Genomic DNA, 25926 nt, shown 5'->3' with positions numbered 1-25926 from the left:
ATAGGGTTACGGTGTTTTCAATAACCAAAATCCGGCGAAGGCTTCGGACTCTTGGGGGGATTGGATGGCGAGAAAGTGGACACCGTGGGCGCGGGCGAGGGCGGCTTCAAACTCCTGGCCTTCCTTGAGGGTGTCGGGAGTTTTCAGGTCTACTAAAATCCAACTATCACTGGCTCCGGTTTCGAGCCAAAGGCGCGGCACGGGTTTCGTCTCTAGATGGAGATAGCCCAATTCCAGCCCGGACATCCAACCGGCGAGGGGCGTGGCACGGGGGGAAAAGATGATCAGTCCGGGGATTGGGGTTTGATCGTCAATGCCGAGCATGGTGAGGGGAAAGGATTCCCCAAAGGCGATCTCCCAGTCGGGCAGTTCGGCAAAATCCCCCGCCGGGAGGGAGACGATCGCCCACCGATCCGCCTTGTCACCGCGTACGGCATCGGGGAGCGCGATCGCATTCATGGCCGGATATTGCACCGTAGAGGTTTTGGCTGCGCTTTCGTCGTAGCCCTCTTCTTGGGGATACACCGATTTCGTCCGTTCGTCGAGCCACTGAGTCAGGGCATAGGTGCGACGACTGGGGGCGGCAGGAATGCCAGCATCCTCGCAGGCTTTGAGGATCATGTTGTTCATCTGGCGACGAAAGAAGCGAATCCGTTGGGGCGGGTTCGGGGCTTGGGCGATCGCCTCTTGAATTGCTCCCTTTAACCAGGCCGAATTCACGGATTGATTATCCGTGAAGCGACTAAATCGAAACAGGGTATCGGGTGCTTGCGTCACATCCATCGGACTCTCGCAAATCAGCACTTCCCAGCGTTTTTTGCGGTTCTCATCAAAGATGGGGCGCGAATAAAAATCCAGTTCCCAAATCGTCTTACCCATGTTTCGTCTACGTTAAATCTGTTGATACTGCGTTTAAATGCCTAGTCTTCCATTCTAGGGGGTGTTGTCCCCTGCCTTGGCCGGATTCCCTCGCGGCAGGGTTGGCCCTAGGGAAATGCGGCGCGAGGATGGGGAGACTATTACGAAATGATTGCATAGGGCGATCGCGCTCCATTTCCTTGGTTAGACTGGGAATAAAGGCCTAGGACGATACTCAGCACCTTTCGTCTGTTCATCCCGAATAGTCCAGCCGTGGTGCGATCGCGCCATCCCATCACCCCCCCCTTATCCTTCTAGCCTAACCGCCCCCGTTGTGCGTTATTCGTAGGACATTTTTCCCATGTTTTCCCTCAAACTCTCCCTCATTCCCCTCTGGAGCGTGGCCCTGGTCTGCCTCAACACCACCGCCGCCGCCGCTGTATCCCTCTACACCGCCACCCGCCTCCCCGGCTATAGCTCATCCATGAGCTACGTGGCTGCCTTTGGTCAAGATTATCTCGCCACCGGCTTTGACTTAAACAATCACGGTCAAGCCACCTACCAGATCATGACCTACGCCGTCCAAGGGAGCAGCCTTGGCCGTCAGTCCTACGCTTGGGATGCTGAACAAGGGGGCATTTACCTCGGCCAGTACGGCATGAACCCCCAAGGCGATACGAGAGTGCTAGGGATTAGCGAAGCGGGTTGGACGGTGTTTAGTCAATCGATGGGACTCACACGCACCACCTATGCGTTTAACGTCAATACTGGCGAACGGCTGGGGTTAGGTGTTGCCAATGTTTACGGCATTAATAACGACAATCAAGTGCTGATGCCCTTGCCAGGTTCAAGCTCGTTCGGATTATTCGATCTCGACACCCGGCAGGGACAGCCCTATTTTGGCCCCACCGATGCCGCCAGCTTAGCCACCTGGCCCGATTCTCCCTTCTCCCTTGATACCCGTCAGTTTTGGTCAGAAACCGCCGCGCACCTCTACGATCGCAACACCCAAAGCCAAACCGTCGGGCGCATCGGCTGGACAGCGATGCTTTGGGAAAACGGCCAAGCCTATGATCTGAATGCCCTCGCCGGGTTCACCCAAACCATTAACCACCCGCTCTTTGGTGCGGTGGACTATCGCCTTCGGGCCGCAACGGCCATTAATGACCAAGGGCAGATTTTAGCGATCGCCTCCTCCGGACTCACCACCGGCATGAGCGGTGACATTTACCTCCTCACCCCCAAAGCCCCCGACCCCGAACCCAGCACCCCCATCCCCGAAACCAGCCCCTCCCTTCTCCTCTGGCTCTGCGGCTTAGCCCTGATCCGTCACCTCATCCCCGCCCGCCACCTCAAAACCTAACCCCCGCTTTCAGCCCCTCGCCCAGCGGGCTACTGCTGATACAGAAGTCAAGTTGCTAGTCTGAAGCGGGTATCTCTGAAGCGAGTATCAGTGAGCCAGAGGCTCACACTACCTGAAGCTCACACTGCCTGAAGTCCGCTGTAGTGCGAGCTTCTAGCTCGCTGAAGCGGGTATCTCTGAAGCGGGTATCTCTGAAGCGGGTATCAGTGAGCCAGAGGCTCACACTGCCTGAAATCCGCTGTAGTGCGAGCTTCTAGCTCGCTACCCCAATTAGCGTGATTCCTTCACCCCAATTAGCGTGATTCCTTCACCCCAATTAGCGTGATTCCTTCACCCCAATTAGCGTGATTCCTTCACCCAATTAGCGTGATTCCTTCACCCCAATTAGCGTGATTTCTTCACCCCAATTAGCGTGATTCCTTCATCCAATTAGCGCGATTCCTTCATCCAATTAGCGCGATTCCTTCATCCAATTAGCGCGATTCCTTCATCCAATTAGCGTGATTCTTCAGATGTTAAATAGGTGTAACTATTTAAACTCTGTTCATAGGTTTGGAGGAGGCGTTGGGCTTCAGTGAGGGTGATGCGCTTTTCTTGCAGAGCGATTTCCGTGCGTTGGCGTAGGGTTTCTAGAAGGTGATCCCCGTCGTATTGCACATCGCCCAACACCTCCCGCATCGTGTCCCCCCGCACCACCTGCTCAACGTGATAGCCCTTCGGAGTCATCCTGATATGGGCCACATTGGTATTGCCAAACAAATTATGTAAATTCCCCATAATTTCCTGATAAGCTCCCACTAAAAACATTCCTAAATAGTAGGGATCTTGGTGATGGTTGGCATTGACATTGAGGGCATGGAGTTCGAGGCCGTTTTTGGCGTGGTGGGCATCAATGAATCGATCAATTTTGCCGTCACTATCACAGGTTAAATCTGCGAGAATTGCGCGTTCGGTGGGTTCTTCTGTGAGGCGATGGATGGGCATGATGGGGAATAGTTGGGAAATAGCCCAACTATCGGGGGCTGATTGAAAAACGGATAAATTGGCGGTGTAGGTGGCGGTTAAGCTCTGTTCGAGGTCGTTTAAGTCATCGGGAATCGGGGTTTGATGGCGCACGAGATTAAAGATTTTATGGCAACAACAACCGTAGAGTTGTTCCGCTTTGGCTCGTTCGGCGAGGGATAGATAACCAAACCCAAAGAGGCTGATTGCTTCGGTTTTGAATTGCACCGCGTCGTGATAGGCCTCTTGGTAATTATCAAGGCTAATCGTCTCGTAGGTTTCCCAAAGATTGCGGAGAATGAGGTGATCGTGATCGGTGATTGTGGGGGGGGTGGCGGGGGTGGGGTAATTGGCGTTGAGGATGTCGAAAATGAGGACGGATTGATGGGAGGCGATCGCACGTCCACTTTCACTGACCAAGGTGGGAGCCATCACCTGGGCGGCATCGCAGGCCTCTTGTACTTCCGCGACAATATCGTTGGCGTAGTTCTGCATGTTGTAGTTTTTCGAGGCGGCGGTTTGGGTTTTGGAACCGTCATAGTCCACCGCTAACCCGCCCCCCACATCGAGATATTGCATCTTCGCGCCCAATTTCGCCAATTCCACATAAATTTGCGCCGCTTCTCGAATCGCATCTTTAATCACCCGAATTGCGCAAATCTGTGACCCCACATGAAAATGTAAAAGCTGTAAACAGGGCAAACGCTCGGCGGCTTCTAATTGGTGAACGACGGCGAGAATTTCGGGGATGGTGAGGCCGAATTTAGCGCGATCGCCCGTGGAATTGCCCCAATGTCCCGACCCTTTTGTGTTTAATTTGGCCCGCACACCCAGGTTGGGGAGGATGTTTAGTTGCTGGCTGATGTCTAAGATCAGGCGCAATTCATCCAATTGTTCAATCACCAAAACCGGGGTGTGGCCGAGACGGGTGGCGAGGAGGGCGGTTTCAATATATTCGCGGTCTTTGTAGCCGTTGCAGATTAATAAGCGGGGCGGCTCGTGGGGGCTTTGGTTGGGGGGCAAACTGGCGAGGGCGATCATTAATTCCGGTTTTGATCCGGCTTCGAGGCCGAATTGATGGGGTTCGCCAAACTGCACTAAGGTTTCGATGAGATGGCGATTTTGATTGCATTTGATTGGGTATACGCCGCGATAGGTTCCGGGGTAGCGATAGCGAGCGATCGCCCGCGCAAAGCAGGCGTTGAGGCGTTCGATGCGATCGCCCAAAATATCCGGAAACCGAATCAACAGGGGTAACTCTAAATTCCGTTGCTGCAACCCTTCCACCAGTTCATACAGATCCAACGACCCGCCGCGATCGCCCAAGGGCGACACCATCACATGACCCGCCGCATTCACCGCAAAATACGGCTCGCCCCAGTCATGAACTCGATACAGTGCCTCACTGGCCTCAATACTCCAACGGCGTGGCGCGATGGCAGCAGCGGCAGCGATCATCTGTGGTTCTGAAACCTGGCTCATCACGAAACCCCCAAAACAGTCTACGGTGATCTAGTGTACGAGGCCCTTGTCGCTGATGGGTCACAACTCCCCGCTGCTTTGGATGACAGGGGGCGATCGCGCAAGTTTATTACCGATAATTACCATTATCGGAATTAGAGAATGACCCGCACTTTTGGGTTAATGATTGAAGATGTCCCACCCAGATTAGAAACAGCCGATAATCCAACAATCGTCTCAGTAAAAACACGGAAACATCCGTATTTTTACGGCATTTTTCAGGATGACCCTCCCAAACGTTTTCCCACAGTGATCCTCAACTCATCATGGAGAATTTGCCTAGCTGTGCCGCGATCCTAGGATCGAGTACCCTCCTGATTGCCAATGTTGCCCTCGCCCAGTCCATCACCCCCGCCCCCGATGGCACGAATACCCACATTACCCACAACGGCAACACCGACGCTCTTCAGGGTGGAACCCAAGCAGGGGCGAATCTTTTCCACAGGTTTGAGCAATTTAGCTTGAACGCGGAGGAAGTGGGGCAATTCCTGAGCAACCCCAGTATTGCCAACATTCTCGGCCGCGTCGTCGGGCTAATCCTGTAGGGGTTTTACTAAGTCATATGTATTAGGGGGTTGAAGATATCCTGAGAGATAAAGCCCAGTAAGGCTATGGAGGTTAGACTATGCCCAAAATGATGAGGAGTAAGCACAGTAGAGATGTCAGAGTTTAGCCAACTCAACGCCTTCCGCCCCCAGGTAAAAAAAGTCTGAACCAAGCCTATGAACGTGCCTACGAAAAACCCAACTTGTCCTTTTCGAGTTGTATGGGCAACAGCTTTAGGCAAACAGTGGCCGGTTTGTTTGCCCGCAAGGACATGAACAGTGCAACGATGTTGTCCGGTCACGTGGCATCCACCCAAGCCCGAGTCCAAGCCAGTGAGAGTGAGTATCTCATCGCGGCTCAGGACACAACGTACTACAACTACTCAGGTCAGACGCAGATGTCGGGATTGGGGAGAATCCAGGGTAAGGTGCGGGGACTGATGCAGCACAATGTGTTGCTCATGGAGCAGGAGGGGCAGCCCCTAGGACTAATCCATCAACAGTACTGGACGCGAGGGGGGGCGATAGATTGGCCGTCGCCGCAAAAAGAATCTCAAAAGTGGTTCAAGGGCTTGGTTGCGGTCAACCAACAAGCCCAAGGGTCAAACCGACGGTGGGTGGTCACCTGTGACCGAGAAGGGGATATTTTCGAGTTCTTCAAAGCTGAGCGTGAGCCCAATGTGGATTTGCTGGTGCGGGTGTGTCAACCCCGCCGCGTCGAAGTGGCTGCCGCCGGAACGGTCTGTCCATTGCCGGATGTCGCTGAGCAGCTCGACGACTACGGGCAGTATTCAGTGCAGATTGAGCGGCTGTATGAGGGCAAGGGACGAACGGTAGACGTGACCTTGCAGTTGCAGGCGGCAACCGTTTACATCTACCCGCGTCAAGATTTGAGCCCCGCTCGCCACAAGACGCAGCCCCTTACGCTGGTTATGGCTACCGAGGTCGCTTGTGTCGATGGGAAAACGCAGGTGGACTGCTTCGACGCTGACAACAGTCTGTGCTGGTCTTTGCTCACCAGTCTACCGGTGGCAACGGCAGCGGATGTCCAACGCATCCTCCGTTTCTATGCTCTGCGTTGGCGCATTGAACGGCTTCACTTCACTCTCAAGTCTGGGGCGTTAAATGTGGAGCGGCTCCAATTTGACGATGTGCATACCTTGGTCAATGCCTTAACTTTTTACTCGGTGGTCGCTTGGCGGCTTCTCGGGTTGACTTATGCCTTGCGTCAAGACCCTGAACAGTCGGCTCAGACGCTTTTTGATGCCGATGAACTCAGGTTGTTGCATCAGCTCTCGGGCCAAGCTGTTGACTCCCTGCGACAGGCTACGCTGGCGTTGACGAAGTTAGTGGGCTTTGCTCCTTCTCGAAGGCAACCACTGCCAGGGGTCAAAGTCCTGGCTATTGCGATTGAACGTTTTTTCTTTGTTAAGCAGGGGGCTCAGGCTGTCTCCAAACCCCTACAGGATTAGCTTTTTAAGGGGGATTTAGGGGGATCAAAAGCTCCTGTGAGAGAAGGGCTGGGGATGAGGGCGAAAAACCATGATCTACCCCTTCACGCCGCTGCCGGCTGCCGTGGGGATGATATACCGCTGCACGAAGAGGAACACGATTAGAATCGGCAGGATGGAAATTACGGAACCGGCCGCAATCAGTCGCCAATCGAGGGAAAAGGTGCTGGCCAGATTCGCCACACCAAGGGGGAGGGTGTAGTATTCGGGGCGATCGATCACGATCAGCGGCCAGAGGAAGTCGCTCCAGGAACCGATGAAGACGAAGATGGCGAGGGTGGCTAACGCTGGGCGCACGGCAGGAATCATCACGTGCCACCAGAGGCCGAGTTCGGTGCAGCCATCGATGCGGGCGGCTTCTTCAAGTTCTTTGGGGACACCTTGGAAGGCTTGGCGGAGGAGGAAGATGCCAAAGGCGGAGGCGATCGCCGGAAAGATAATTCCTAAATAAGTATTGCGTAACCCAAGCTGCACCGTGAGGACGTAGAGGGGAATCATCACAATCTGAAACGGGATCATAATCGTCGAGACGACGCTCGCAAAAATCACGTCACGCCCTCGGAAAGAGAGGCGGGCGAGGGGATAGGCCGCGAGGGAGCAGAATAACAGGTTGAGGGTGACGGTGAGGCTGGCAACGATGACGCTGTTGGTGAGATATTGCCCAAAGGGGTAGCTCTGCCAGACGGTGCGGAAGTTTGCGAGGGTGGGGGCTTGGGGAATCAGTTGAGGGGGGAAGCTAAAGACCTGCTCACTAGGGGATTTGAGGGCGGTGCTGATCAGCCAGAGCAGGGGAAAAAGCATGATCACGGCGATCGCACAGAGGGCGAGATAGAGACCAACAATCTTAAGTAGTCGAGTTTGGGAGGTGGGCATGGGTTCCACAAGTGAGGGCTGCGCCTATTCATCATACGGTGTGGGTTGATCGGCTGGGGAGGGGAACGCGATCGCCGAGTGCGATCGCAATAATGACCCGATGGCGGCGCGATCGGGCCTCCACAGGCCACGAAAAAGCAACTTTGTAATTCTTATTTTTTAGATCGCTTTTCCCCAACTCAATCCCCAGCTTTTCCACAGGTTTTACGGCGGTTTTCCCCAGAAAAAAACGGGTTCTCCACAGAATCAAAAAGCGAAGACCGAGTCTCTGGTGTGATCAGCGATTGGCGGTGGTGCGCTGGGGCAAAGGTGGGCACACTGAGTTTAGGTAAAGTTGTGTAACAAAAAAGGGCTTCAGACCCTTATTCTGTCGTAAATCTTTAGCTTTTCTAAAGTAGCTGTTAACATTTCTCAGCATTGACAAATCCCCCCATTTTCCCCGAAATAGGAATAGAGTCGTAATTAACCTACGATTAACAGTCGTGAAAAACCTGCCAGTCACGCCCACGGTTTTTCAACATTCGTGCCTTGCCGATGGTCATTGTGGTGTGAACCTGTCCTGCGTCGGCTGTTCTCCCTGCGGTGTTGTCATTGGGGCGATCGCCAGTGATAACCCACTGTCACTCACCCGAGGCTGATTGGCCACGGCTCCCCTCTTCGGCTGTGTTGGTGGTGAGCAACGCTCGCAACACTGACGATCATTTCGTTGCTTAGTCCCTGCTCGTGAGGTCATCATGACAACTCAAATCAGCATCTTGACAGAAATCCCTGAAGACCTACACCAATCGTTGCGGAATTACCTCGATCAGCATCCCACCTGGGATCAAGACCAAGTGATGACAGCCGCGCTCTCGTTTTTCTTGCTCTTCAGCCAAAGTCAGCGCCCCTTGCAATCCACGCAATCCCTCGATCCGGCCTGCGCCAAGGCGTACTTGGAAACCTTATTTCACACCTGATGAAGTGGTAAACTAAGCCCTGTTTCTCTATGCTCTCCTCCTATGTTAGACAGTCTGATTGTGGGGGCCGGTCTCAGTGGCTTGACCGTTGCCCATACCTTGCAGCAGCGCGATCGCAATATTCTCGTCGCGGAAGCTAGCCCCGATGTGGGGGGCAATATTATTAGCCGCCAACAGGGTGAATTTCTCTGGGAGGAGGGCCCAAACAGTTTTCAACCGAATCCGACCCTGCTCAAATTGGCGGTGGATGTGGGACTAAAGGATGACCTCGTCTTTGCCGATCGCAAACTGCCCCGCTGGGTCTATTGGCAAGGTCGTCTCTTGGCTGTACCCATGAGTCCGGGGACTGCGGTGCGATCGCCCCTGCTGAGTGTGCCGGGGAAACTGCGGGCCCTGTTCGGGGCGCTGGGGTTTGTGCCGCCCTTGGTCGGAAGCCACATTCAGGCCCAAGGCGGCGATGAAACCATTTGGCAATTTATTAACCGTCATTTAGGCCCAGAAGTGGCCGAGCGGCTGATTTCGCCCTTTGTGTCGGGGGTCTATGCTGGGGATGTCCACGCCCTGAGTATGGCGGCAGCCTTTCGGAAAATTTATCGCCTCGAAACCCTGGGCGGTGGCCTTGTGGCGGGGGCGATGCGATCGCGGCGGCAAGGTAAAGCCGATCGCCCCGCTGTTGATCCCAATCTGCCCACCACGAAGCCGGGCCAGTTGGGGTCATTTCGCGAGGGCATGGTGATGCTACCCAACGCGATCGCTGCTCGATTGGGCGATCGCCTCCGCTGCCGCTGGACGCTGACCCAGATCGAACCGTTGGAACAGGGCTATCGCGCCCATTTTGACACCCCCGACGGCGGCCAAACCATCGAGACGCGCACCCTCGTTTTGGCGATTCCTGCCCATCGAGTGGCCCCCCTCCTCGCGCCCCTGATGCCGGAGTTAAGCACCACATTACAAGCGATTCCCTATCCTGCCGTAGCCTGTACCGTGATGGCCTATCCCAAAACGGCGTTGGTGCGATCGCTCCACGGCTTTGGCAACCTCAACCCCCGCAGCCAAGGTATCCGCACCCTTGGCACCATCTGGTCATCCACCCTCTTCCCCGGTCGTGCGCCCGAAGGTTGGGTGATGTTGAGTAGTTTTATCGGTGGCTCCACTGATCCGGCGGTGGCGACGATGGATGAAGGCGCGATCGCCCAAGCCGTCCACCAAGACCTCAGTAACATTCTCGTCAAACCCGACAGCACCCCGAAAGTCCTCGCCGTCAAACTCTGGTCAAAAGCGATTCCCCAATACACCCTAGGGCATTGCGATCGCCTCTCCGTCATGGCCGAACACCTCAAAGCCCACCCCCACCTCACCCTATGCAGCAACTACACCGACGGTGTCGCCCTCGGTGACTGCATCCGACGCGGCATCGAAGCGGGAGAAGCGATCGATCAGCAACTCTAAATCATGCCCTCACCCCAACCCTCTCCCACGGGCTAATCCTGTAGGGGTTTGGAGACAGCCTGAGCCCCCTGCTTAACAAAGAAAAAACGTTCAATCGCAATAGCCAGGACTTTGACCCCTGGCAGTGGTTGCCTTCGAGAAGGAGCAAAGCCCACTAACTTCGTCAACGCCAGCGTAGCCTGTCGCAGGGAGTCAACAGCTTGGCCCGAGAGCTGATGCAACAACCTGAGTTCATCGGCATCAAAAAGCGTCTGAGCCGACTGTTCAGGGTCTTGACGCAAGGCATAAGTCAACCCGAGAAGCCGCCAAGCGACCACCGAGTAAAAAGTTAAGGCATTGACCAAGGTATGCACATCGTCAAATTGGAGCCGCTCCACATTTAACGCCCCAGACTTGAGAGTGAAGTGAAGCCGTTCAATGCGCCAACGCAGAGCATAGAAACGGAGGATGCGTTGGACATCCGCTGCCGTTGCCACCGGTAGACTGGTGAGCAAAGACCAGCACAGACTGTTGTCAGCGTCGAAGCAGTCCACCTGCGTTTTCCCATCGACACAAGCGACCTCGGTAGCCATAACCAGCGTAAGGGGCTGCGTCTTGTGGCGAGCGGGGCTCAAATCTTGACGCGGGTAGATGTAAACGGTTGCCGCCTGCAACTGCAAGGTCACGTCTACCGTTCGTCCCTTGCCCTCATACAGCCGCTCAATCTGCACTGAATACTGCCCGTAGTCGTCGAGCTGCTCAGCGACATCCGGCAATGGACAGACCGTTCCGGCGGCAGCCACTTCGACGCGGCGGGGTTGACACACCCGCACCAGCAAATCCACATTGGGCTCACGCTCAGCTTTGAAGAACTCGAAAATATCCCCTTCTCGGTCACAGGTGACCACCCACCGTCGGTTTGACCCTTGGGCTTGTTGGTTGACCGCAACCAAGCCCTTGAACCACTTTTGAGATTCTTTTTGCGGCGACGGCCAATCTATCGCCCCCCCTCGCGTCCAGTACTGTTGATGGATTAGTCCTAGGGGCTGCCCCTCCTGCTCCATGAGCAACACATTGTGCTGCATCAGTCCCCGCACCTTACCCTGGATTCTCCCCAATCCCGACATCTGCGTCTGACCTGAGTAGTTGTAGTACGTTGTGTCCTGAGCCGCGATGAGATACTCACTCTCACTGGCTTGGACTCGGGCTTGGGTGGATGCCACGTGACCGGACAACATCGTTGCACTGTTCATGTCCTTGCGGGCAAACAAACCGGCCACTGTTTGCCTAAAGCTGTTGCCCATACAACTCGAAAAGGACAAGTTGGGTTTTTCGTAGGCACGTTCATAGGCTTGGTTCAGACTTTTTTTACCTGGGGGCGGAAGGCGTTGAGTTGGCTAAACTCTGACATCTCTACTGTGCTTACTCCTCATCATTTTGGGCATAGTCTAACCTCCATAGCCTTACTGGGCTTTATCTCTCAGGATATCTTCAACCCCCTAAGCAGCACAATGTGTTGCTCATGGAGCAGGAGGGGCAGCCCCTAGGACTAATCCATCAACAGTACTGGACGCGAGGGGGGGCGATAGATTGGCCGTCGCCGCAAAAAGAATCTCAAAAGTGGTTCAAGGGCTTGGTTGCGGTCAACCAACAAGCCCAAGGGTCAAACCGACGGTGGGTGGTCATCTGTGACCGAGAAGGGGATATTTTCGAGTTCTTCAAAGCTGAGCGTGAGCCCAATGTGGATTTGCTGGTGCGGGTGTGTCAACCCCGCCGCGTCGAAGTGGCTGCCGCCGGAACGGTCTGTCCATTGCCGGATGTCGCTGAGCAGCTCGACGACTACGGGCAGTATTCAGTGCAGATTGAGCGGCTGTATGAGGGCAAGGGACGAACGGTAGACGTGACCTTGCAGTTGCAGGCGGCAACCGTTTACATCTACCCGCGTCAAGATTTGAGCCCCGCTCGCCACAAGACGCAGCCCCTTACGCTGGTTATGGCTACCGAGGTCGCTTGTGTCGATGGGAAAACGCAGGTGGACTGCTTCGACGCTGACAACAGTCTGTGCTGGTCTTTGCTCACCAGTCTACCGGTGGCAACGGCAGCGGATGTCCAACGCATCCTCCGTTTCTATGCTCTGCGTTGGCGCATTGAACGGCTTCACTTCACTCTCAAGTCTGGGGCGTTAAATGTGGAGCGGCTCCAATTTGACGATGTGCATACCTTGGTCAATGCCTTAACTTTTTACTCGGTGGTCGCTTGGCGGCTTCTCGGGTTGACTTATGCCTTGCGTCAAGACCCTGAACAGTCGGCTCAGACGCTTTTTGATGCCGATGAACTCAGGTTGTTGCATCAGCTCTCGGGCCAAGCTGTTGACTCCCTGCGACAGGCTACGCTGGCGTTGACGAAGTTAGTGGGCTTTGCTCCTTCTCGAAGGCAACCACTGCCAGGGGTCAAAGTCCTGGCTATTGCGATTGAACGTTTTTTCTTTGTTAAGCAGGGGGCTCAGGCTGTCTCCAAACCCCTACAGGATTAGCTTAATCAAGGGGGGTTAGGGGGGATTGAGTCTGTATCAATCGCGGTTGAGGGCCAGGGCGATCGCATTTTGGCAAATCTGGTTATAGGCCTCGGCAAGGGTGCGGTGGAGGTCTTGGGCTTCGGCGGTGGGGAGAGGAATCGGGCCGAGGCGATCGAGGACGGTTTGCTGATCCGGGGCGGGTGCGATCGCCACCAGAGAGGGATCAAGGGGTTCATCGTAGACCCAAAACTGCTTCATCACCAAGGGCACTGTACCCGGCTTCGTGCCGCCTTTTTTCGGGTTGCGGCTCTTGCGGTTGCCCTTGCCGCGCAATTGGCGCAGGGCATCGAGGATCTGGGCCTTCGTGCGGCCGCGCAATTGGAACAGGACAAAGGGATCTTCACTGAAGCGATCGCCCAACTGGTAATACACCGCCCCAATGTGTTTACAGGGGTTCGCCTTATCCGGACAGGTACAGCGCGAATGAATTTCCGACAGCGTAAACGGAAACAAGCTCAACCCATTAGCCGTAAACACCTCCTCAATTTCTGCCGGCATATCCCCCGCCAACAACTGCGCCGAATAGAGAGATTTCTGAGACATGGTGCTAATCACATAGCGCCAATCCTCATTACTAAACGGATTCAGCGACAAAGACACTACATAAGGTTCCTCATCACTGCCCTGGACATGGGCCACCACCCGCGCCCCCTGGAAGTCAATACTAATCACATTGCCTTCGGTGGAATAGCGACGGGCCCGCTCTAGCCGTTTTTTAAATCGATAGGAATCAAGGAGTTCTAGCCACCGCTCCACCCACCATTCACGGTTTTCCAGTTCGTAGGTCATGGGCTTGCGGGGGATTGGGGTAAATTTTGGGCACGGTAAAAGGTTTCTAAACTGTCTGAATCGCCGACAAATCGCCAGTGCCACGGTTCATAGGCAATGCCTTGGGGATTGTCGGGGGGAAACGACAGTTCAAAGCCGAAACGCGCCGAGTTGGTGTCCAGCCATTGAAAGCCGGGGGTATTTTCAAAGTCTACGGTCAGGTGAGTGTCCGGGCGGTTGGCATCGCCGATATCGATCGCGTAGCCCGTGTGGTGTTCGCTAAAGCCAGGGGGGGCACTCACTTCAGCGCGTTCGCTGGGGGGTTGATTGCGCTGTTCTTTAACCTCGAAAAAGAGATAATCCTGTTCTGCTTCTGTGCGATAGCCCGACAGGGCGGCGAGGGTAATCCCATCACGGCGGGCCGCGTCCACCATTTCGACCCAGCGGTCTGCCGCAGCGGGACGGAGCCGAATGGAGCCATCGGCGGTGATGGCGGTTAAATCGTCTGGGTTGGCTTCCTCGTAGGGTAAATGGCCGAGGATGTTTTCCACGGGATCGGGGGGGTCGGCGGCTTCGATCGGTTCCGATTCGGTGGCGGTGGGTTGGGGTTGTTGCATTGTCCAGAAGGCGAGTCCGGCGGCGATCGCCCCTCCCCCCAGCACCACCCCCACGAGGATCAACCAGGGGGATCGGCGTGGGGATGAGTTGGGCAGATCCCGTTGGGCAATGGGAATATCATCCATTGACCCCAGTAGCGATTTTTGGGACTGTTTCGGCACAAATACCTGCTCCGGCACCAAGAATACAACGGTTAGACCCGATGCATGAACATTCCAGATTCATACTCAGATCTCTCCTAAAACTCTAACCCAAGACGCGATAAGATCAACAATGCAAAAATTTCCCATCCCAACGTAAAACCCATGCAACCGAAATTGATTATCCATGGTGGAGCCGGTAGTTCTTTAAAAGGTAAAGGGGGCTTGGCTGTGGTGCGGGAGGCCCTCCATGGCATTGTCGCCGCTGTGTATGACGATCTCCTCCAGGGGGCGGCGGCGGCGGCGGCGGTGGTGAAGGGGTGCGAATTACTCGAAGATCACCCCCGGTTTAACGCCGGGACGGGGTCGGTGTTGCAGTCTGATGGCCAGGTGCGGATGAGTGCGGCGTTGATGGATGGGACGGCCCAACGGTTTAGCGGTGTGATTAATGTGATGCGGGTGCAGCATCCGATCCAGTTGGCTCAAACCTTGCAAACGGAGAGCGATCGCGTCCTCTCTGACCAGGGCGCAGCGGAACTGCTCCGGGAACTCAACACCCCGATTTATAATCCCCTCACGGATCTGCGCTTGAATGAATGGCTCGCCGAGCGTAAGGGCGATTTTGACAAAACCATGGCGGGGGTGATTGCCGAGCAGGAGCTAGGGGCAGAGTCCGAAGCAGGGCGCGGCACGATTGGCGTGGTGGTGTTGGATCAAGCCGGGCGTATTGCGGCGGGAACCTCCACGGGGGGGAAAGGGTTTGAGCGGATTGGTCGGGTTAGTGATTCGGCAATGCCGGCGGGGAACTACGCCACCCCTCAAGCCGGGGTGAGTTGTACGGGCATCGGCGAAGATATTATCGATGAATGTTTGGCGGCGAAGATTGTGATTCGGGTGACGGATGGGATGAGCTTGGCGGATGCGATCGCAAAATCCATGGCCGAAGCGTCCCAAAATAAGCGGGATCTGGGGGCGATTTCCTTGGCGGCGGATGGTGCGATCGCCTGGGGCAAAACCAGTGAAGTGCTCCTTGCGGCTTATCATGACGGTCATGCGATCGGCGACACCCTCGAATGGACTGGGCCGGAACTCGTGGGCCACATTGCGCCCTAAACCCGTACTTGGCCATCTGTGCTCACGGGTATTGCACGATCAAGATTGCTAACTGGTGTAAACATTCACCATAATTCAGCGATGTTGCCCTTCTACGGATGCGGCTTCACTGTCTATGATCTATTAATGGTGATCATAGATTGATGATCATGAGTGATTTGAGCGACGAAATAATCATAAGGGGATGTTTAAGATGACAAAATTTTGGTTTATGACCTACTCCACTTCGGTGGCCTTGGGTTGGGTGGCTCTGGGGAATATGGCGGCTCAAGCGGTGGAAGATGTTTCCCTGGTCGAGCGCACCTTGGTGAAAACGAATAATATTCAGCTTGCCCAAGCGATGCCCGATGCGCCAGAGGCGATCGCATCGCAACCCATCGCATCGCAACCCATCGTGACCCCCCCCGAAGCGATCGCCGCCCCAATCCCAGCGCCTGCCCCCCTCGTTCTCGATGTCGAACCCACCCCCTCGGTCAATATTGCCCCACCGCCACCTCGACCCCAGGCCGCCCCTCCCGCCCCAAGCCCCATGCCGACGGCCACCCCCATTGAAAATGACCCTATGGTGCGGACAGCGATTAACCCCCAAACGCCAGCCCAACAGTCGGCGGTGCGGACAATGGATTTTCAGGAGATCAACCGCAACAACCGCAGCTTTGATGATTTAATTTCCCCGTCCACGGCGGCGAATCGCCAACGGACAGGCGGCTTACCGGCGGCACAGGTGGCCCGTCAAGCTCCCGCCCCGTCTCCTGTGCCGCCTGTGGTACGGCGATCGCCCGCTCCGGCCCGCTCCGTCTCCGCTTCTGCTGGGGCGGCCACTCCTCCCCTCCTCCAACAGCTTGAACGGGATCTGGACACCATTCGCCAAGATGTGGTGGGTTCTGTGCGTCGTGCCCCGTTAGAATCGGGACTCATGATGGACGTGACGGCATTTCCCGACGGCGACGAGGTGAGCTACTTCAGCCCCGCCAACCCCAACGCCCCCACCGCCGAAATGATGTGGGAATCCGTGAATCTGAGCACGGCGTTTACGATGCCCCAGTTTAATCTGGCGGCGTTGAAACTGTCGGTGGTGAATTGGGATGAGGCGATCGCCACCTTTACAGATCTGTCCCCTTGGGAGAATGCCCAGTTTGCCCTCAAGTTTGAGGATCTCGGATTTGGAGCGGACTTTTTGAACGAAACCGCTGTGTCCTTTGCTGATCTGGCGACAGAATTTGATGGCTTGTTTGGCGATTGGGAGAGTGTGTTTGAGGCCTACGAAATTATCCCCATCAGCCCCGCGTGGCAGAGTGCGATCGCCCTCAACACCCCCGCGCCGCTGTTCGAGATCAAATCCAGTCCCACGGAGTTATTCAACGAATACGCCCCCCAAAACCCCCTCACCTTAGGCTTTAAGCCCGATTTTCGCTTCACGCTGTAATCGGTAATTTTGCACAGTATCCCCTGCGCTCCCCCTGTGAATTCAGGGGGATTTTTTTGATGGGCAAGGGGCTAAAGCTGCCTGGTCTGGTTTGGGGAAAAGGGGCGATCGCCGCCTGTTTAACTGTCACAGTGCCCCCTGTGCCAGATGACAAACCGCTCCAAATCCCGCAACCCGTGGGGATTTCAGCAGTCATAACGTTTATCTAGCACCGATTCACAAGGATAATCGTTATGTTGCGCTCTGCTCTCCTCCCCACCACCCTCTTGACTCTGATTGCACCCGCGGCCTTTGCGAATCCGGTGCAACCTGTCACCGTCCAAGCCACCCCCGAATTTTCCCAACGGCCTGAATTTTCACCCCAAGCTGCCAACCGCCGCCCCACTGCCCCGATCACGCAGGATCTCGCCGTCATGGCCACCGACGTAGAGATCATCGGAGCCAACCCCGAACTGATCCAAATTGCCCGCAACACGATCGCCACCGCACCCGGCCAGGCCACCAGTGCCAGCCAACTCAACGCCGATCTCGCCGCCCTCAAGCGCACCCAACTCTTCAACGATGTGCAGGTCAACGCCATCCCCAACGACCAAGGCTGGCAAGTGCAATACGCCCTCAATCCCGTCGTCGTCAGTCGAGTGCAACTCAATAATGCCCGCGTTTTAACCCCAGAGATTGCCACCACCCTCTTTGACCAGCAACTCGGTCAAGCAGTGCAACCCAGCACCATTAACGCCGGGATTGAACGGCTCAACACCTGGTATCAGGACAATGGTTATGTATTGGCGAAAGTGCAGGATGTGCGATCGCAGCAAGACGGCAGCCTCAGCATCACCGTCAGTGAAGGGGTAGTGGGATCAGTGCAGGCTCAGTTTACCGATGATGAAGGGATGGTCACCGATGGCCGCACCCGTGATAATTTTGTCCTCGAACACCTGAGCGTCAAGCCGGGAGAGGTGTTCAAGGTCGAACAGGCCCAAGCGGATTTGCGCCAACTCTACAGCCTCGGCCTCTTCGAGCACGCCCAGATCGCCCTTGCCGATCGCGGTGACAACACCATTGATGTGATTTACGAACTCAATGAAGCTGCAACGCGGGGCGTGAATGTCGGCGGTGGCTATAGCAAAGATTCCGGCGTGTTTGGTTCCGTCAGTTATAACGATCGCAACGTCGGCGGCATTGGTCAAAATCTCGGTCTTGACCTCCAGATCGGGACGCGGGATATGCAATTTAACACCGAATTCAGCCGCGCCTATCGCGTCACGAACCCCGATCAACTGGGCTACAGCATCACCGCCTTCCGCCAACGGGGGATTTCCGGCAACTTCGACCAAGATGTGTATTTAGAAAATGGCGATCGCCCCCGTGAAGGTCGCTTTGGGGGTGGTGTCGCGGTCAATGGTGCGATCGATGAGTGGGATACCTCCGTCGGGGTCAACTTCCGCCGCGTCAGCATTCGCGATGCCGACGGCGACCTTGCCCCCGTTGATCAATACGGTAACGCCCTCTCCGCCAGCGAATCCGGCATTGACGACATCTACACCGTCCGCGCCCAACTCCGCAACGACCAACGCGACAACCCCCTCAACCCCACCTCCGGCTCGGTTGTCTCCCTCAGTAGCGAACAATCGATCCCCCTCGGTAGCGGCAATATCTTGATGAACCAAGTCAACGCCAGCTACTCCACCTACCAAGCCACCCGCATTTTGAATCAAGACAATCCCGAAGTCCTCGCCTTCAATGTCCAAGGCGGCACAACCATCGGTGATTTACCCCCCTATGAAACATTCTTACTCGGCGGGGCGAATACGGTGCGGGGCTTCGGTTCTGGTGATTTAGCCGCCGGTCGCAGTTACGTCCTCGCTTCGGCAGAATATCGCGTGCCCTTGTTTAGTTCACCGGTTTCCGGGGTAGTCTTTGCTGACTTTGCCAGCGATCTCGGTTCCACCCCTGCCCAAGTGGGCGAAAGCGGTGAAGCGGAAGCCACGAAACCAGGAACTGGCTTTGGTTACGGTGCTGGGGTGCGCGTCAACTCCCCCATCGGCATCCTGCGGGCTGATTTTGGCATCACCAACACGGGCGACAGCCGCCTTCAGTTTGGCGTGGGTCATCGCTTCTAAGCCTCGCCATCCCTAATCCGCTTCAATATTGCTCAAAAGCCCTCTCCCAGAGGGCTTTTGCTCATCCATCAGGCTCGACGGGGAAACTGGTGCAGAGAGAATTTCAATAATAGTAGTGTGAGCCTCTAGCTCACTCAGCCCAGATTCAGCTAGCCACTTGGGTTGAAAAGATGCCCTATTGATATCGTTGATCGGCGTAAATTTTACTGTCCCAATTGTTGCGATATTGCTGTTGTTCAAATAGCAATAAACAAGCATCCACCACATCCGCATCGTAGAGGATGCCACGCCCCGATCGCACCACATCGAGAGCCGCATCCAAACCCAAGGCACTGCGATAGGGTCGATGGGAACTCATCGCTTCTACCACATCCGCCACCGATAAAATCCGGGCTTCGAGCAAAATCTGATCACCGACTAGACCCGCAGGATAGCCACTGCCATCAAGACGTTCATGGTGCTGCAAAATGAGATCTTGAATCGGCCAGGGGAAAGCAATATCTTTCACAATTTGCGCCCCCACCATCGGGTGAGATTTAATGATTTCAAACTCAGCGACGGACAGTTTACCTGGACGATTTAAAATGTCCGAAGGAACATAAATTTTACCGACATCATGAATAGCTGCTCCGAGATATAAGCCTTGGTGCAGTGCAGAATCAAGTCCCATTTGGACGGCAATTCTTACCGTTAAATCTGCTACTCGTTTTTGATGTTGGGCCGTGTAGGGATCACGACAAGCCAGGGTACTCACCAAGGCCATGATTGTGCTTTCGAGGACTTGATTGAGTTGGAGGGTGGCTTGCAGACGTTGCTGCTGCATATAAAGAATTTTTAAACCGGATTCAATACTCGTCTTGAGCACATGAATGAGGTCACGCATCCAGTCATCGAGTTGATGTTCTTGATTATCAAGGATGCATAATGTCCCGAAGGACGTGTCATCAGGCCACAGGATGGGCACACCGTAATAGAAGATCATCCCTAGTTCAATATCAGGGTTATGATCCCAATCCGGATCAGCGAGGGCATTGGAAACGAGGAGCGGGGCTTGCGATCGCAACACCGTTTCACAATACAACCCATTGCCTAGATCCGCAGTCTCTCCCCGCTCATAAGGATTAGCCGATTCCGAATTTGAAGTGGAAAAAACTTCAATGGTCGTGGGATGAATTTGCATCACCAACGCCGCCGGAACACGGGTCACCTCTGCAAGCATATCCACAATTTTTTGCCAGGCTATGCGCAATTTTTCGTCAACTGATGGCTTGGTGCAATCGATGTGATAGTCAGCCGTAAAATCAGACTCTTGTTCAGTCATTTTAGTTTTGAATATCTAATTCAGGATTAATGCTGAAACCGTCACAACGTCGTTAAAATCAACGGTGCTAATGCATGAAGCTCTAACTATGAGTATAGCAATGATGGGTTTCCTGGTCATAGCGAACCAGGGCTATTTCGTAAGAAATGTAAAAAAACATCAAGACTTGTTTTGTCTAATCAACCACAGCCATCGGGATCAATGATGAGCAGCACTAATTGAGCCTGAACTAGACATTATTTTGTTTTGATTAATTTACACCATAAACTTTATGAGCCGGAGGTAGCGATCGCGAGTGCATTCAGGCTAAATGCTGCTGTGCGTCTGAATGCGGCTTTTTTTACTCGAAAATATCGGCATGGTTAACGCGCGATCGCACTCCCGTCGGCCCTTGGTTCTGTGCCGCCGATGAGGGTAGAGCCGTCGCGGAGAATCATCTGACCCTTGCCGAATTCATAATAGGCGGGGGTGATGCTGACCCGATGGCCCAAGGCTTCCAAACCGGCGGCGATATCTGCGTTCACGCCTGTTTCTAGGAGGACGCGATCGCCCCGTAAAAATCGCCAGCGGGGAGCATCCAGGGCGGTTTGGGGGTTCATGCCGTAGTCGGTGGTGTTGACGACCATTTGCACATGGCCTTGGGGTTGCATCTGTGCGCCCATCACGCCGAAGGGGCCGAGGGCTTGGCCGTTGCGGGTGAGGAAGGCGGGGATGATGGTATGGAAGGGACGTTTGCGGGGGGCGAGTTCGTTGGGGTGGCCGGGGGTGAGGCTGAAGCCACAGGCGCGATTTTGTAGGGAAATGCCCGTTTCAGGAACGAGGATACCGCTGCCGAGGTTTTCAAAATTGGACTGAATGAAGGAGACCATCAGGGTTTCATCCGCTGTGCAGAGATAGACCGTGCCGCCTTTGGGGAAACCGGGGTCAGCGAGGGGCAGGGCGCGATCGCCAATCAAGCCCCGACGTTGGGCGGCGTAGTCCTTGGAGAGGAGATCAGCGGTGGTGAGTTCCATCGTTCCCGGATCGCCCACGTAGCGGTAGATGTCGGCAAAGGCGAGCTTCATCGCTTCGATTTGGCGGTGAAAACTGGCTACAGAATCGCGGGGATCGGCGGCTAGGTCGAAGCCTTCGAGGATGTTTAAGGCCATCAGGGCGGCGATGCCTTGGGTGTTGGGGGGGATTTCCCAAACGGTGACATCGCGGTAGGGGGTGCTGATCGGGGTGACCCAGTGGTTGCGGTGTTGGGCGAGGTCGGCAGCGGTGAGGTTGCCTCCGGTTTGGGCGGCGAAGCGGACGATGCGATCGCTTAAACTCCCCTGATAAAAACTCGCGCCGCCCTCATCCGCAAGGGTTTGCAGCGTGGCGGCATGGCCGGGACTGCGCCAAATTTCCCCGGCTTGGGGGGCGCGACCGTCCGGGAAAAACACCGCTTTAAATGCTTCATATTCTGCCCCTTGTACCTGTGCAAAGCGTCGCGCTTCCCGCTCCCAGGTTTGGGCGGTGACGGGGGACACGGGGAAGCCTTCGGCAGCGTAGCGGATCGCGGGGGCGCAGAGTTGGGCGAAGGGGAGTTTTCCCCAGCGTTCGGAGAGAGTTTGCCAGGTGGAGACTGCGCCGGGAACGGTGACGGTGGGCCAGCCGGTGGTGGGGATGGTGTCGCCGTAGCGATCGCGCTCCATCGCCGCCGGACTGCGCCCCGACCCGTTTAAGCCGTGGAGTTGTTGCCCATCCCAAACGATCGCAAAGGCATCGGAGCCGATGCCGTTGGCGGTGGGTTCAACGACGGTGAGGGCGATCGCTGTGGCGACGGCCGCATCGACGGCATTGCCCCCGGCTTGGAACATTTCCCACCCCGCCAAACTGGCCAGATGTTGACTGGTGGCCACCATGGCCCGAGTGCCAAAGGTGACGCGACGTTGGGAGGCGTAGGGATAGTCGAGGAAGGTCATGGCGAGTCTTTAAAATTAACAGTCATCATAGGGCGATCGGGGCGCATCTCATGCCAAATCTGGACAGCAAAAGCAGAGATTGAGGGCTGAGCGTGAACTACCCGACTCTGATGCTTCGCATCCAGAAACGGGCTTCCCAATTCAACGGCAACTGCCTCCAGCACTCCCTAATGTCCTGTTTTAACCCTGTCAGTCCAGTACCTAATCCACTGGAGAGGGCTAGGGCCGTTAAACCGGAGCATGGAGGTGAAACACGGTGATTTCCGGGCGATTCCCGAAGCGCATCGGCACGGAGGTCATGCCGATGCCGCGATTGGTGTAGGCGATCATTTCCTCAACCTGGTAGCGGCCGAGGGGGTAGCGGCGGGCGTAGGGGGGGAGGATGCGGGGCGGGCCGATGCGAATTTGGCCGCCGTGGGAATGGCCCGCCAGTTGGAGATCAAAGCGGTGGGTGGCGGCGGCGGAGTCGGCAAAATCCGGCTCATGGACGAGGAGAATCGCGCAGCTATCCGGGGGGAGTGCGTCGAGCACCTGGGGGAGATCGGGATGACCGCCCATGAGGTCATCAATACCTGCGATCGCCACCTGTCCCCCCTCGCGTTCAATCCGCACGACACGATTGCTCAGATCCTCAATGCCTGCCACACGCAGGATATGCCGTACGATGATCGGATTCGTCCAATGGTCGTGATTGCCCAAGACAGCGACGGTTTGGGACTGGAGGGTGTTGAGAATGGCGAGACGATCGCGATCGCGCTCTAAATTATCCTTTTGGGTGACGAAATCCCCCGTGATCGCGACGAGATCCGGGGTTTGGCGATTGACGAGACGAATCGCACGGGCCAAGGTGCGATCGTCCAGGGAATCCACATGGAGATCACTAATCTGTACCAATTTAAACCCCTCAAACGCCGCTGGCAGATGGGACAGGGTGAGATCCAACCGCTGCACCTGGAGCCAACGGGGTTCAATTTGGGTCATGTAGGCGAGGAGAATGACACAAATCGCTAAGAGCGCGATCGCACTCCTCCGTAACCAACGCCAGATCATCCCCTTAACTCCGCTGTTTCAAGACGGCGCGGATTTGAGGTAGGGCGGTCATCACTTCCATGGGGTTGGGTTGGGTGGTTTGCCAACTGGGGCGCTGGTAGAGGCGATCGTACCAGGCGGCCAGATTAGTATAGGGTGTTAAATCGAACCCTAAAAACGCATCTAAAATCGCCACCGATACACCCACAACAATATCCGCTTGGGTGAATTGGCCGGGGATGAAAAAATCGTGCTCGATCAGGTGGCGATCGTAGAAACTCAATACCATTTGCATCTGAGTTTGGGCCGTTTCCACAACGTCCGCCGCCACGGAAATCCCCACTTTTTCCTTGAGCAGGGGAAAAATTAACGGTGTCATTTCCTGCACCTGCACCTGGGTGAGCATCCGCACCTGGGCGAGATCGCGGGGGGCCGTGGGTAATAGTGGTGGATCGGGATATTGAGCGTCGAGATAGTCCAAAATAGCTAAGGATTCGATCAACGTTAGATCGCCATCGACGAGCACCGGCACTTTGTGAAAGGGGTTGAGGGCGAGAAAATCGGGCTGAAACTGTTCACCGTTGAGCTTAACTGGAATCAACTCCGCCTCTAGCCCTTTTTCAAGCAGCGCAACCTGGACGCGGCGGGCATTATTCGAGAGGCGGTTGGTATAGAGTTTAATCATGACCCAAGGGGAAGTAATGAGGGAGCTTAGGGCTACTGTACAGGGTGACGCTCACCCACGGCAGCGCGGTCGGCAGATTGGCGCGATCGCGGCTCTGTTGGTGGGGGGGTTTGGGGTAAAAATGCCGGGGGCAATGGCAGCGGCCACCTGTCCGGCTTCCCTGGCTGCCGCAGTGGAGGGGGTGATCGAGCAGCCCCAATGGGCGCGATCGCACTGGGGTATTGTCGTCGCGCCGCCCACAGGTGAACCGATCTACAATCACAACGGCGCGATCCACACGATCGCCGCCTCCAATGTCAAACTCTTCACCACCGCCGCCGCCCTGCTCCAGTTCGGCCCCGATTTCCAAATTTCCACGCCCATCTATAGCCTCGGCACTGCCCCCCGCCTCGATCGCCTCCACCTCTCCGGGCGCGGTGATCCGAGCCTGAAGACGGCGGATTTAACCCAATGGGCCCAGGCGTTGCGATCGCAAGGGGTGCGCCACATTGAGCAACTCACCGTTGATGATGCGGTTCCCGCCTCTGCCCAACGCCCCGACACCTGGGAACAGTACGACCTCAATTTTTACTACGGCATGGCGGTGAATCGGCTGATGCTCAATGACAATGCTTTTCAAATCACGCTGTTGCCCCAAGGGGTGGGGGAGGCGGTGCGGTTGGAAAGCGACGATGCGATCGCGCTGCGGCAATGGGATTGGATTAATCAAGGGGTGACGGCTCCCGATGATACCCCCTACAGTATGGAAATTCGCCGCCGCTTTGGCACGAATGAATTAACGATCACCGGGGAATTGGCGGCCAATGCGGGGCGGTATTCCTCTTGGGGGATGGCGGTATTTGACCCGACGGCCTATTTTCTCGCCACCCTGCGGTTTGCCCTCAATCGTGCGGGCATTACCGTGGCCGACAGTGCGATCGCGCCCCCACCCGACATCGCCCCTAGCACCACCCACCTATCCCCCACCCTCGCATCCCTCGTCCACGCCACCAACCAACCCAGCAACAACCTCTACGCCGAAGCCCTCCTGCAACAGTTGGGCCCAGGGGAGGCCGGGTTAACAGCGATCGCGGTGCAACTGAGCAACATTGGCGTTGATTCCGATGCCTACGCCCTCGTTGATGGTTCGGGCCTGTCTCGCCATACCCTCGTTAGCCCCGATGCGATCGTTCAACTCCTCCAAGCCATGACCCAACAGCCCCCGCCCATCTTTGTCCCGTTTATCCAATCGCTCCCGATCAGCGGCACAAGCGGCACGCTGCGCCGTCGGCTTACATCTGCCACTGTGCGGGGTCAGATCGCCGCGAAAACAGGCACAATGACGGGAGTTTCGGCGCTGTCGGGCTATCTCCGCCCCAGCAGTCCCACGCCGCTGGTGTTTAGCATTGTGGTGAATCGCACGGCGCGATCGGTGCAGGAACAGCGCGAGGCTATTGATGCAATGATGGAAGCGATCGCTACCTGGCAACGCTGTCAATCTGAACACCCATCCTCTTCCTAACCGGGAGCATCCCAGTTTAGAACTAAGTATTATTGCTTAGGACAAAAGCACCATTAAGATAGGCACAACGAAGGCGAAGAATGTGAGGAGCAGAAGAAGAAAGCCACTGAGCACCAGTCAGTTTGACACGGGCAGCAATGCGCTTCACGGTAGACTCAACAGACCCAGAACCAATGTCAAGTCCCAAAGACTGGTATAAGCAATAATTGACAAGACGGCGACGATGCTTGCGCAGATAAGCCCGAAAACACTGAGCAGGGTGATGTGGGAGGGGTTTGAGTATGGCTAAGACCTCATCGACAAAACCAGACCAGAGCAAAGCTTTCAGTCGCTCTAAGCAGCATTGCTTGGGGTCTATCTTGTAGAGATTTTCCATCAGATGATACCAGTCGAGGATTTCACGCCGTTGATACTCAGGAGCCAGGAGTTTGATCACGTTCCAAATGCCATCATGACCATCACCGATGCAGAGGACAACGGAACGGAGAGGTTGCCATTGCACCCAGTCAACTAGAGCCTGATTGTCCTGGAAGTAAGCTGCACAGACCGTATCGTGAAGACTCACCCGCTTTGTAATTGCGCCAAACACAAGGGCCAGTTTCTGCCGTTCTCAAACGCATATTG

The 25926-nt window shown here is 55.7% G+C and carries 22 protein-coding genes; 10 read left to right on the top strand and 12 right to left on the bottom strand.

The features are described 5' to 3' along the window. Positions 1-6 precede the first annotated feature (6 nt). On the bottom strand, positions 7-879 hold the full coding sequence (locus SPI6313_RS00345; protein WP_072619208.1) for a Tab2/Atab2 family RNA-binding protein: 873 nt from the start codon (positions 877-879) through the stop codon (positions 7-9). Positions 880-1219: 340 nt separating this feature from the next. Between SPI6313_RS00345 and SPI6313_RS00340 the strand changes: the two genes are divergently transcribed. Next, positions 1220-2221 carry a hypothetical protein gene (locus tag SPI6313_RS00340; RefSeq protein ID WP_072619207.1) on the top strand — a complete coding sequence of 334 codons (1002 nt, stop codon included), beginning with the start codon at positions 1220-1222 and terminating at the stop codon, positions 2219-2221. A gap of 495 nt (positions 2222-2716) precedes the next feature. On the opposite strand, the gene speA is transcribed toward SPI6313_RS00340, so the two are convergent. Continuing rightward, complete coding sequence (gene speA / locus SPI6313_RS00335) at positions 2717-4705, bottom strand: biosynthetic arginine decarboxylase (protein ID WP_072619206.1); 1989 nt, start codon at positions 4703-4705, stop codon at positions 2717-2719. Between the two features lie 305 nt (positions 4706-5010). On the opposite strand from speA, the gene SPI6313_RS00330 reads away from it, so the two are divergent. Together SPI6313_RS00330 and SPI6313_RS00325 are read left to right on the top strand one after the other, a co-directional pair. Next, complete coding sequence (locus SPI6313_RS00330; protein WP_072619205.1) at positions 5011-5289, top strand: two-partner secretion domain-containing protein; 279 nt, start codon at positions 5011-5013, stop codon at positions 5287-5289. A gap of 221 nt (positions 5290-5510) precedes the next feature. Continuing rightward, complete coding sequence (locus SPI6313_RS00325; RefSeq protein WP_072619200.1) at positions 5511-6761, top strand: IS4 family transposase; 1251 nt, start codon at positions 5511-5513, stop codon at positions 6759-6761. A gap of 75 nt (positions 6762-6836) precedes the next feature. Here SPI6313_RS00325 and SPI6313_RS00320 read toward each other — a convergent pair whose 3' ends face one another. Together SPI6313_RS00320 and SPI6313_RS23220 are read right to left on the bottom strand one after the other, a co-directional pair. Beyond that, positions 6837-7673: a carbohydrate ABC transporter permease gene (locus SPI6313_RS00320; RefSeq protein WP_072619204.1), complete on the bottom strand. Its 837-nt coding sequence runs from the start codon at positions 7671-7673 to the stop codon at positions 6837-6839. Positions 7674-7704: 31 nt separating this feature from the next. Further along, the gene (locus tag SPI6313_RS23220) at positions 7705-7872 is read right to left on the bottom strand and encodes a hypothetical protein (RefSeq protein ID WP_175551026.1); all 168 of its coding nucleotides are present in this window, start codon (positions 7870-7872) and stop codon (positions 7705-7707) included. Between the two features lie 535 nt (positions 7873-8407). Between SPI6313_RS23220 and SPI6313_RS00310 the strand changes: the two genes are divergently transcribed. Together SPI6313_RS00310 and hemG are read left to right on the top strand one after the other, a co-directional pair. After that, the gene (locus SPI6313_RS00310; RefSeq protein ID WP_072619202.1) at positions 8408-8629 is read left to right on the top strand and encodes a DUF2811 domain-containing protein; all 222 of its coding nucleotides are present in this window, start codon (positions 8408-8410) and stop codon (positions 8627-8629) included. 42 nt (positions 8630-8671) lie between these two features. Next, entirely contained in the window at positions 8672-10078 is a 1407-nt protein-coding gene (hemG, locus tag SPI6313_RS00305; protein ID WP_072619201.1) for a protoporphyrinogen oxidase, read from the top strand. Between the two features lie 32 nt (positions 10079-10110). Here hemG and SPI6313_RS00300 read toward each other — a convergent pair whose 3' ends face one another. Then, a complete protein-coding gene (locus SPI6313_RS00300; protein ID WP_072619200.1) occupies positions 10111-11361 on the bottom strand; it encodes an IS4 family transposase in 1251 nt (416 codons plus the stop codon). 209 nt (positions 11362-11570) lie between these two features. On the opposite strand from SPI6313_RS00300, the gene SPI6313_RS00295 reads away from it, so the two are divergent. Continuing rightward, positions 11571-12590, top strand: a complete 1020-nt coding sequence (locus tag SPI6313_RS00295; protein WP_281248328.1) for an IS4 family transposase — start codon at positions 11571-11573, stop codon at positions 12588-12590. Positions 12591-12626: 36 nt separating this feature from the next. Here SPI6313_RS00295 and SPI6313_RS00290 read toward each other — a convergent pair whose 3' ends face one another. Next, a complete protein-coding gene (locus SPI6313_RS00290; RefSeq protein ID WP_072619198.1) occupies positions 12627-13421 on the bottom strand; it encodes an SWIM zinc finger family protein in 795 nt (264 codons plus the stop codon). Beyond that, positions 13418-14179: a M15 family metallopeptidase gene (locus SPI6313_RS00285; RefSeq protein WP_245788503.1), complete on the bottom strand. Its 762-nt coding sequence runs from the start codon at positions 14177-14179 to the stop codon at positions 13418-13420. The genes SPI6313_RS00290 and SPI6313_RS00285 overlap by 4 nt, the downstream gene beginning before the upstream one ends. Before the next feature lie 144 nt (positions 14180-14323). On the opposite strand from SPI6313_RS00285, the gene SPI6313_RS00280 reads away from it, so the two are divergent. From SPI6313_RS00280 to SPI6313_RS00265, 3 genes are all read left to right on the top strand, one after another. Next, positions 14324-15271, top strand: a complete 948-nt coding sequence (locus tag SPI6313_RS00280; RefSeq protein ID WP_072619196.1) for an isoaspartyl peptidase/L-asparaginase — start codon at positions 14324-14326, stop codon at positions 15269-15271. Positions 15272-15464: 193 nt separating this feature from the next. After that, the gene (locus SPI6313_RS00275) at positions 15465-16697 is read left to right on the top strand and encodes a hypothetical protein (RefSeq protein WP_139276410.1); all 1233 of its coding nucleotides are present in this window, start codon (positions 15465-15467) and stop codon (positions 16695-16697) included. A 233-nt stretch (positions 16698-16930) separates the two neighbouring features. Continuing rightward, positions 16931-18817, top strand: a complete 1887-nt coding sequence (locus SPI6313_RS00265) for a BamA/TamA family outer membrane protein (RefSeq protein ID WP_072619193.1) — start codon at positions 16931-16933, stop codon at positions 18815-18817. 175 nt (positions 18818-18992) lie between these two features. On the opposite strand, the gene SPI6313_RS00260 is transcribed toward SPI6313_RS00265, so the two are convergent. The 4 genes from SPI6313_RS00260 to SPI6313_RS00245 all read right to left on the bottom strand — a co-directional run bounded on the left by SPI6313_RS00260 (position 18993) and on the right by SPI6313_RS00245 (position 23801). Next, positions 18993-20138 carry an HD domain-containing phosphohydrolase gene (locus SPI6313_RS00260; protein WP_084668816.1) on the bottom strand — a complete coding sequence of 382 codons (1146 nt, stop codon included), beginning with the start codon at positions 20136-20138 and terminating at the stop codon, positions 18993-18995. A 362-nt stretch (positions 20139-20500) separates the two neighbouring features. Further along, on the bottom strand, positions 20501-22087 hold the full coding sequence (locus SPI6313_RS00255; protein ID WP_072619192.1) for a gamma-glutamyltransferase family protein: 1587 nt from the start codon (positions 22085-22087) through the stop codon (positions 20501-20503). A 228-nt stretch (positions 22088-22315) separates the two neighbouring features. Beyond that, positions 22316-23137: a metallophosphoesterase gene (locus tag SPI6313_RS00250; protein WP_072619191.1), complete on the bottom strand. Its 822-nt coding sequence runs from the start codon at positions 23135-23137 to the stop codon at positions 22316-22318. 4 nt (positions 23138-23141) lie between these two features. Continuing rightward, positions 23142-23801 carry a glutathione S-transferase family protein gene (locus tag SPI6313_RS00245; protein WP_072619190.1) on the bottom strand — a complete coding sequence of 220 codons (660 nt, stop codon included), beginning with the start codon at positions 23799-23801 and terminating at the stop codon, positions 23142-23144. Positions 23802-23817: 16 nt separating this feature from the next. Between SPI6313_RS00245 and dacB the strand changes: the two genes are divergently transcribed. Further along, on the top strand, positions 23818-25302 hold the full coding sequence (dacB, locus tag SPI6313_RS00240; protein WP_175551025.1) for a D-alanyl-D-alanine carboxypeptidase/D-alanyl-D-alanine endopeptidase: 1485 nt from the start codon (positions 23818-23820) through the stop codon (positions 25300-25302). Between the two features lie 22 nt (positions 25303-25324). On the opposite strand, the gene SPI6313_RS00235 is transcribed toward dacB, so the two are convergent. Then, on the bottom strand, positions 25325-25891 hold the full coding sequence (locus SPI6313_RS00235; protein WP_072619188.1) for a hypothetical protein: 567 nt from the start codon (positions 25889-25891) through the stop codon (positions 25325-25327). Between the last annotated feature and the right edge of the window lie 35 nt (positions 25892-25926).

The organism is Spirulina major PCC 6313, from assembly GCF_001890765.1.
Taxonomy (GTDB): Bacteria; Cyanobacteriota; Cyanobacteriia; order Cyanobacteriales; family Spirulinaceae; genus Spirulina; species Spirulina major.
This window is presented reverse-complemented; position numbering and strand designations above follow the sequence as displayed.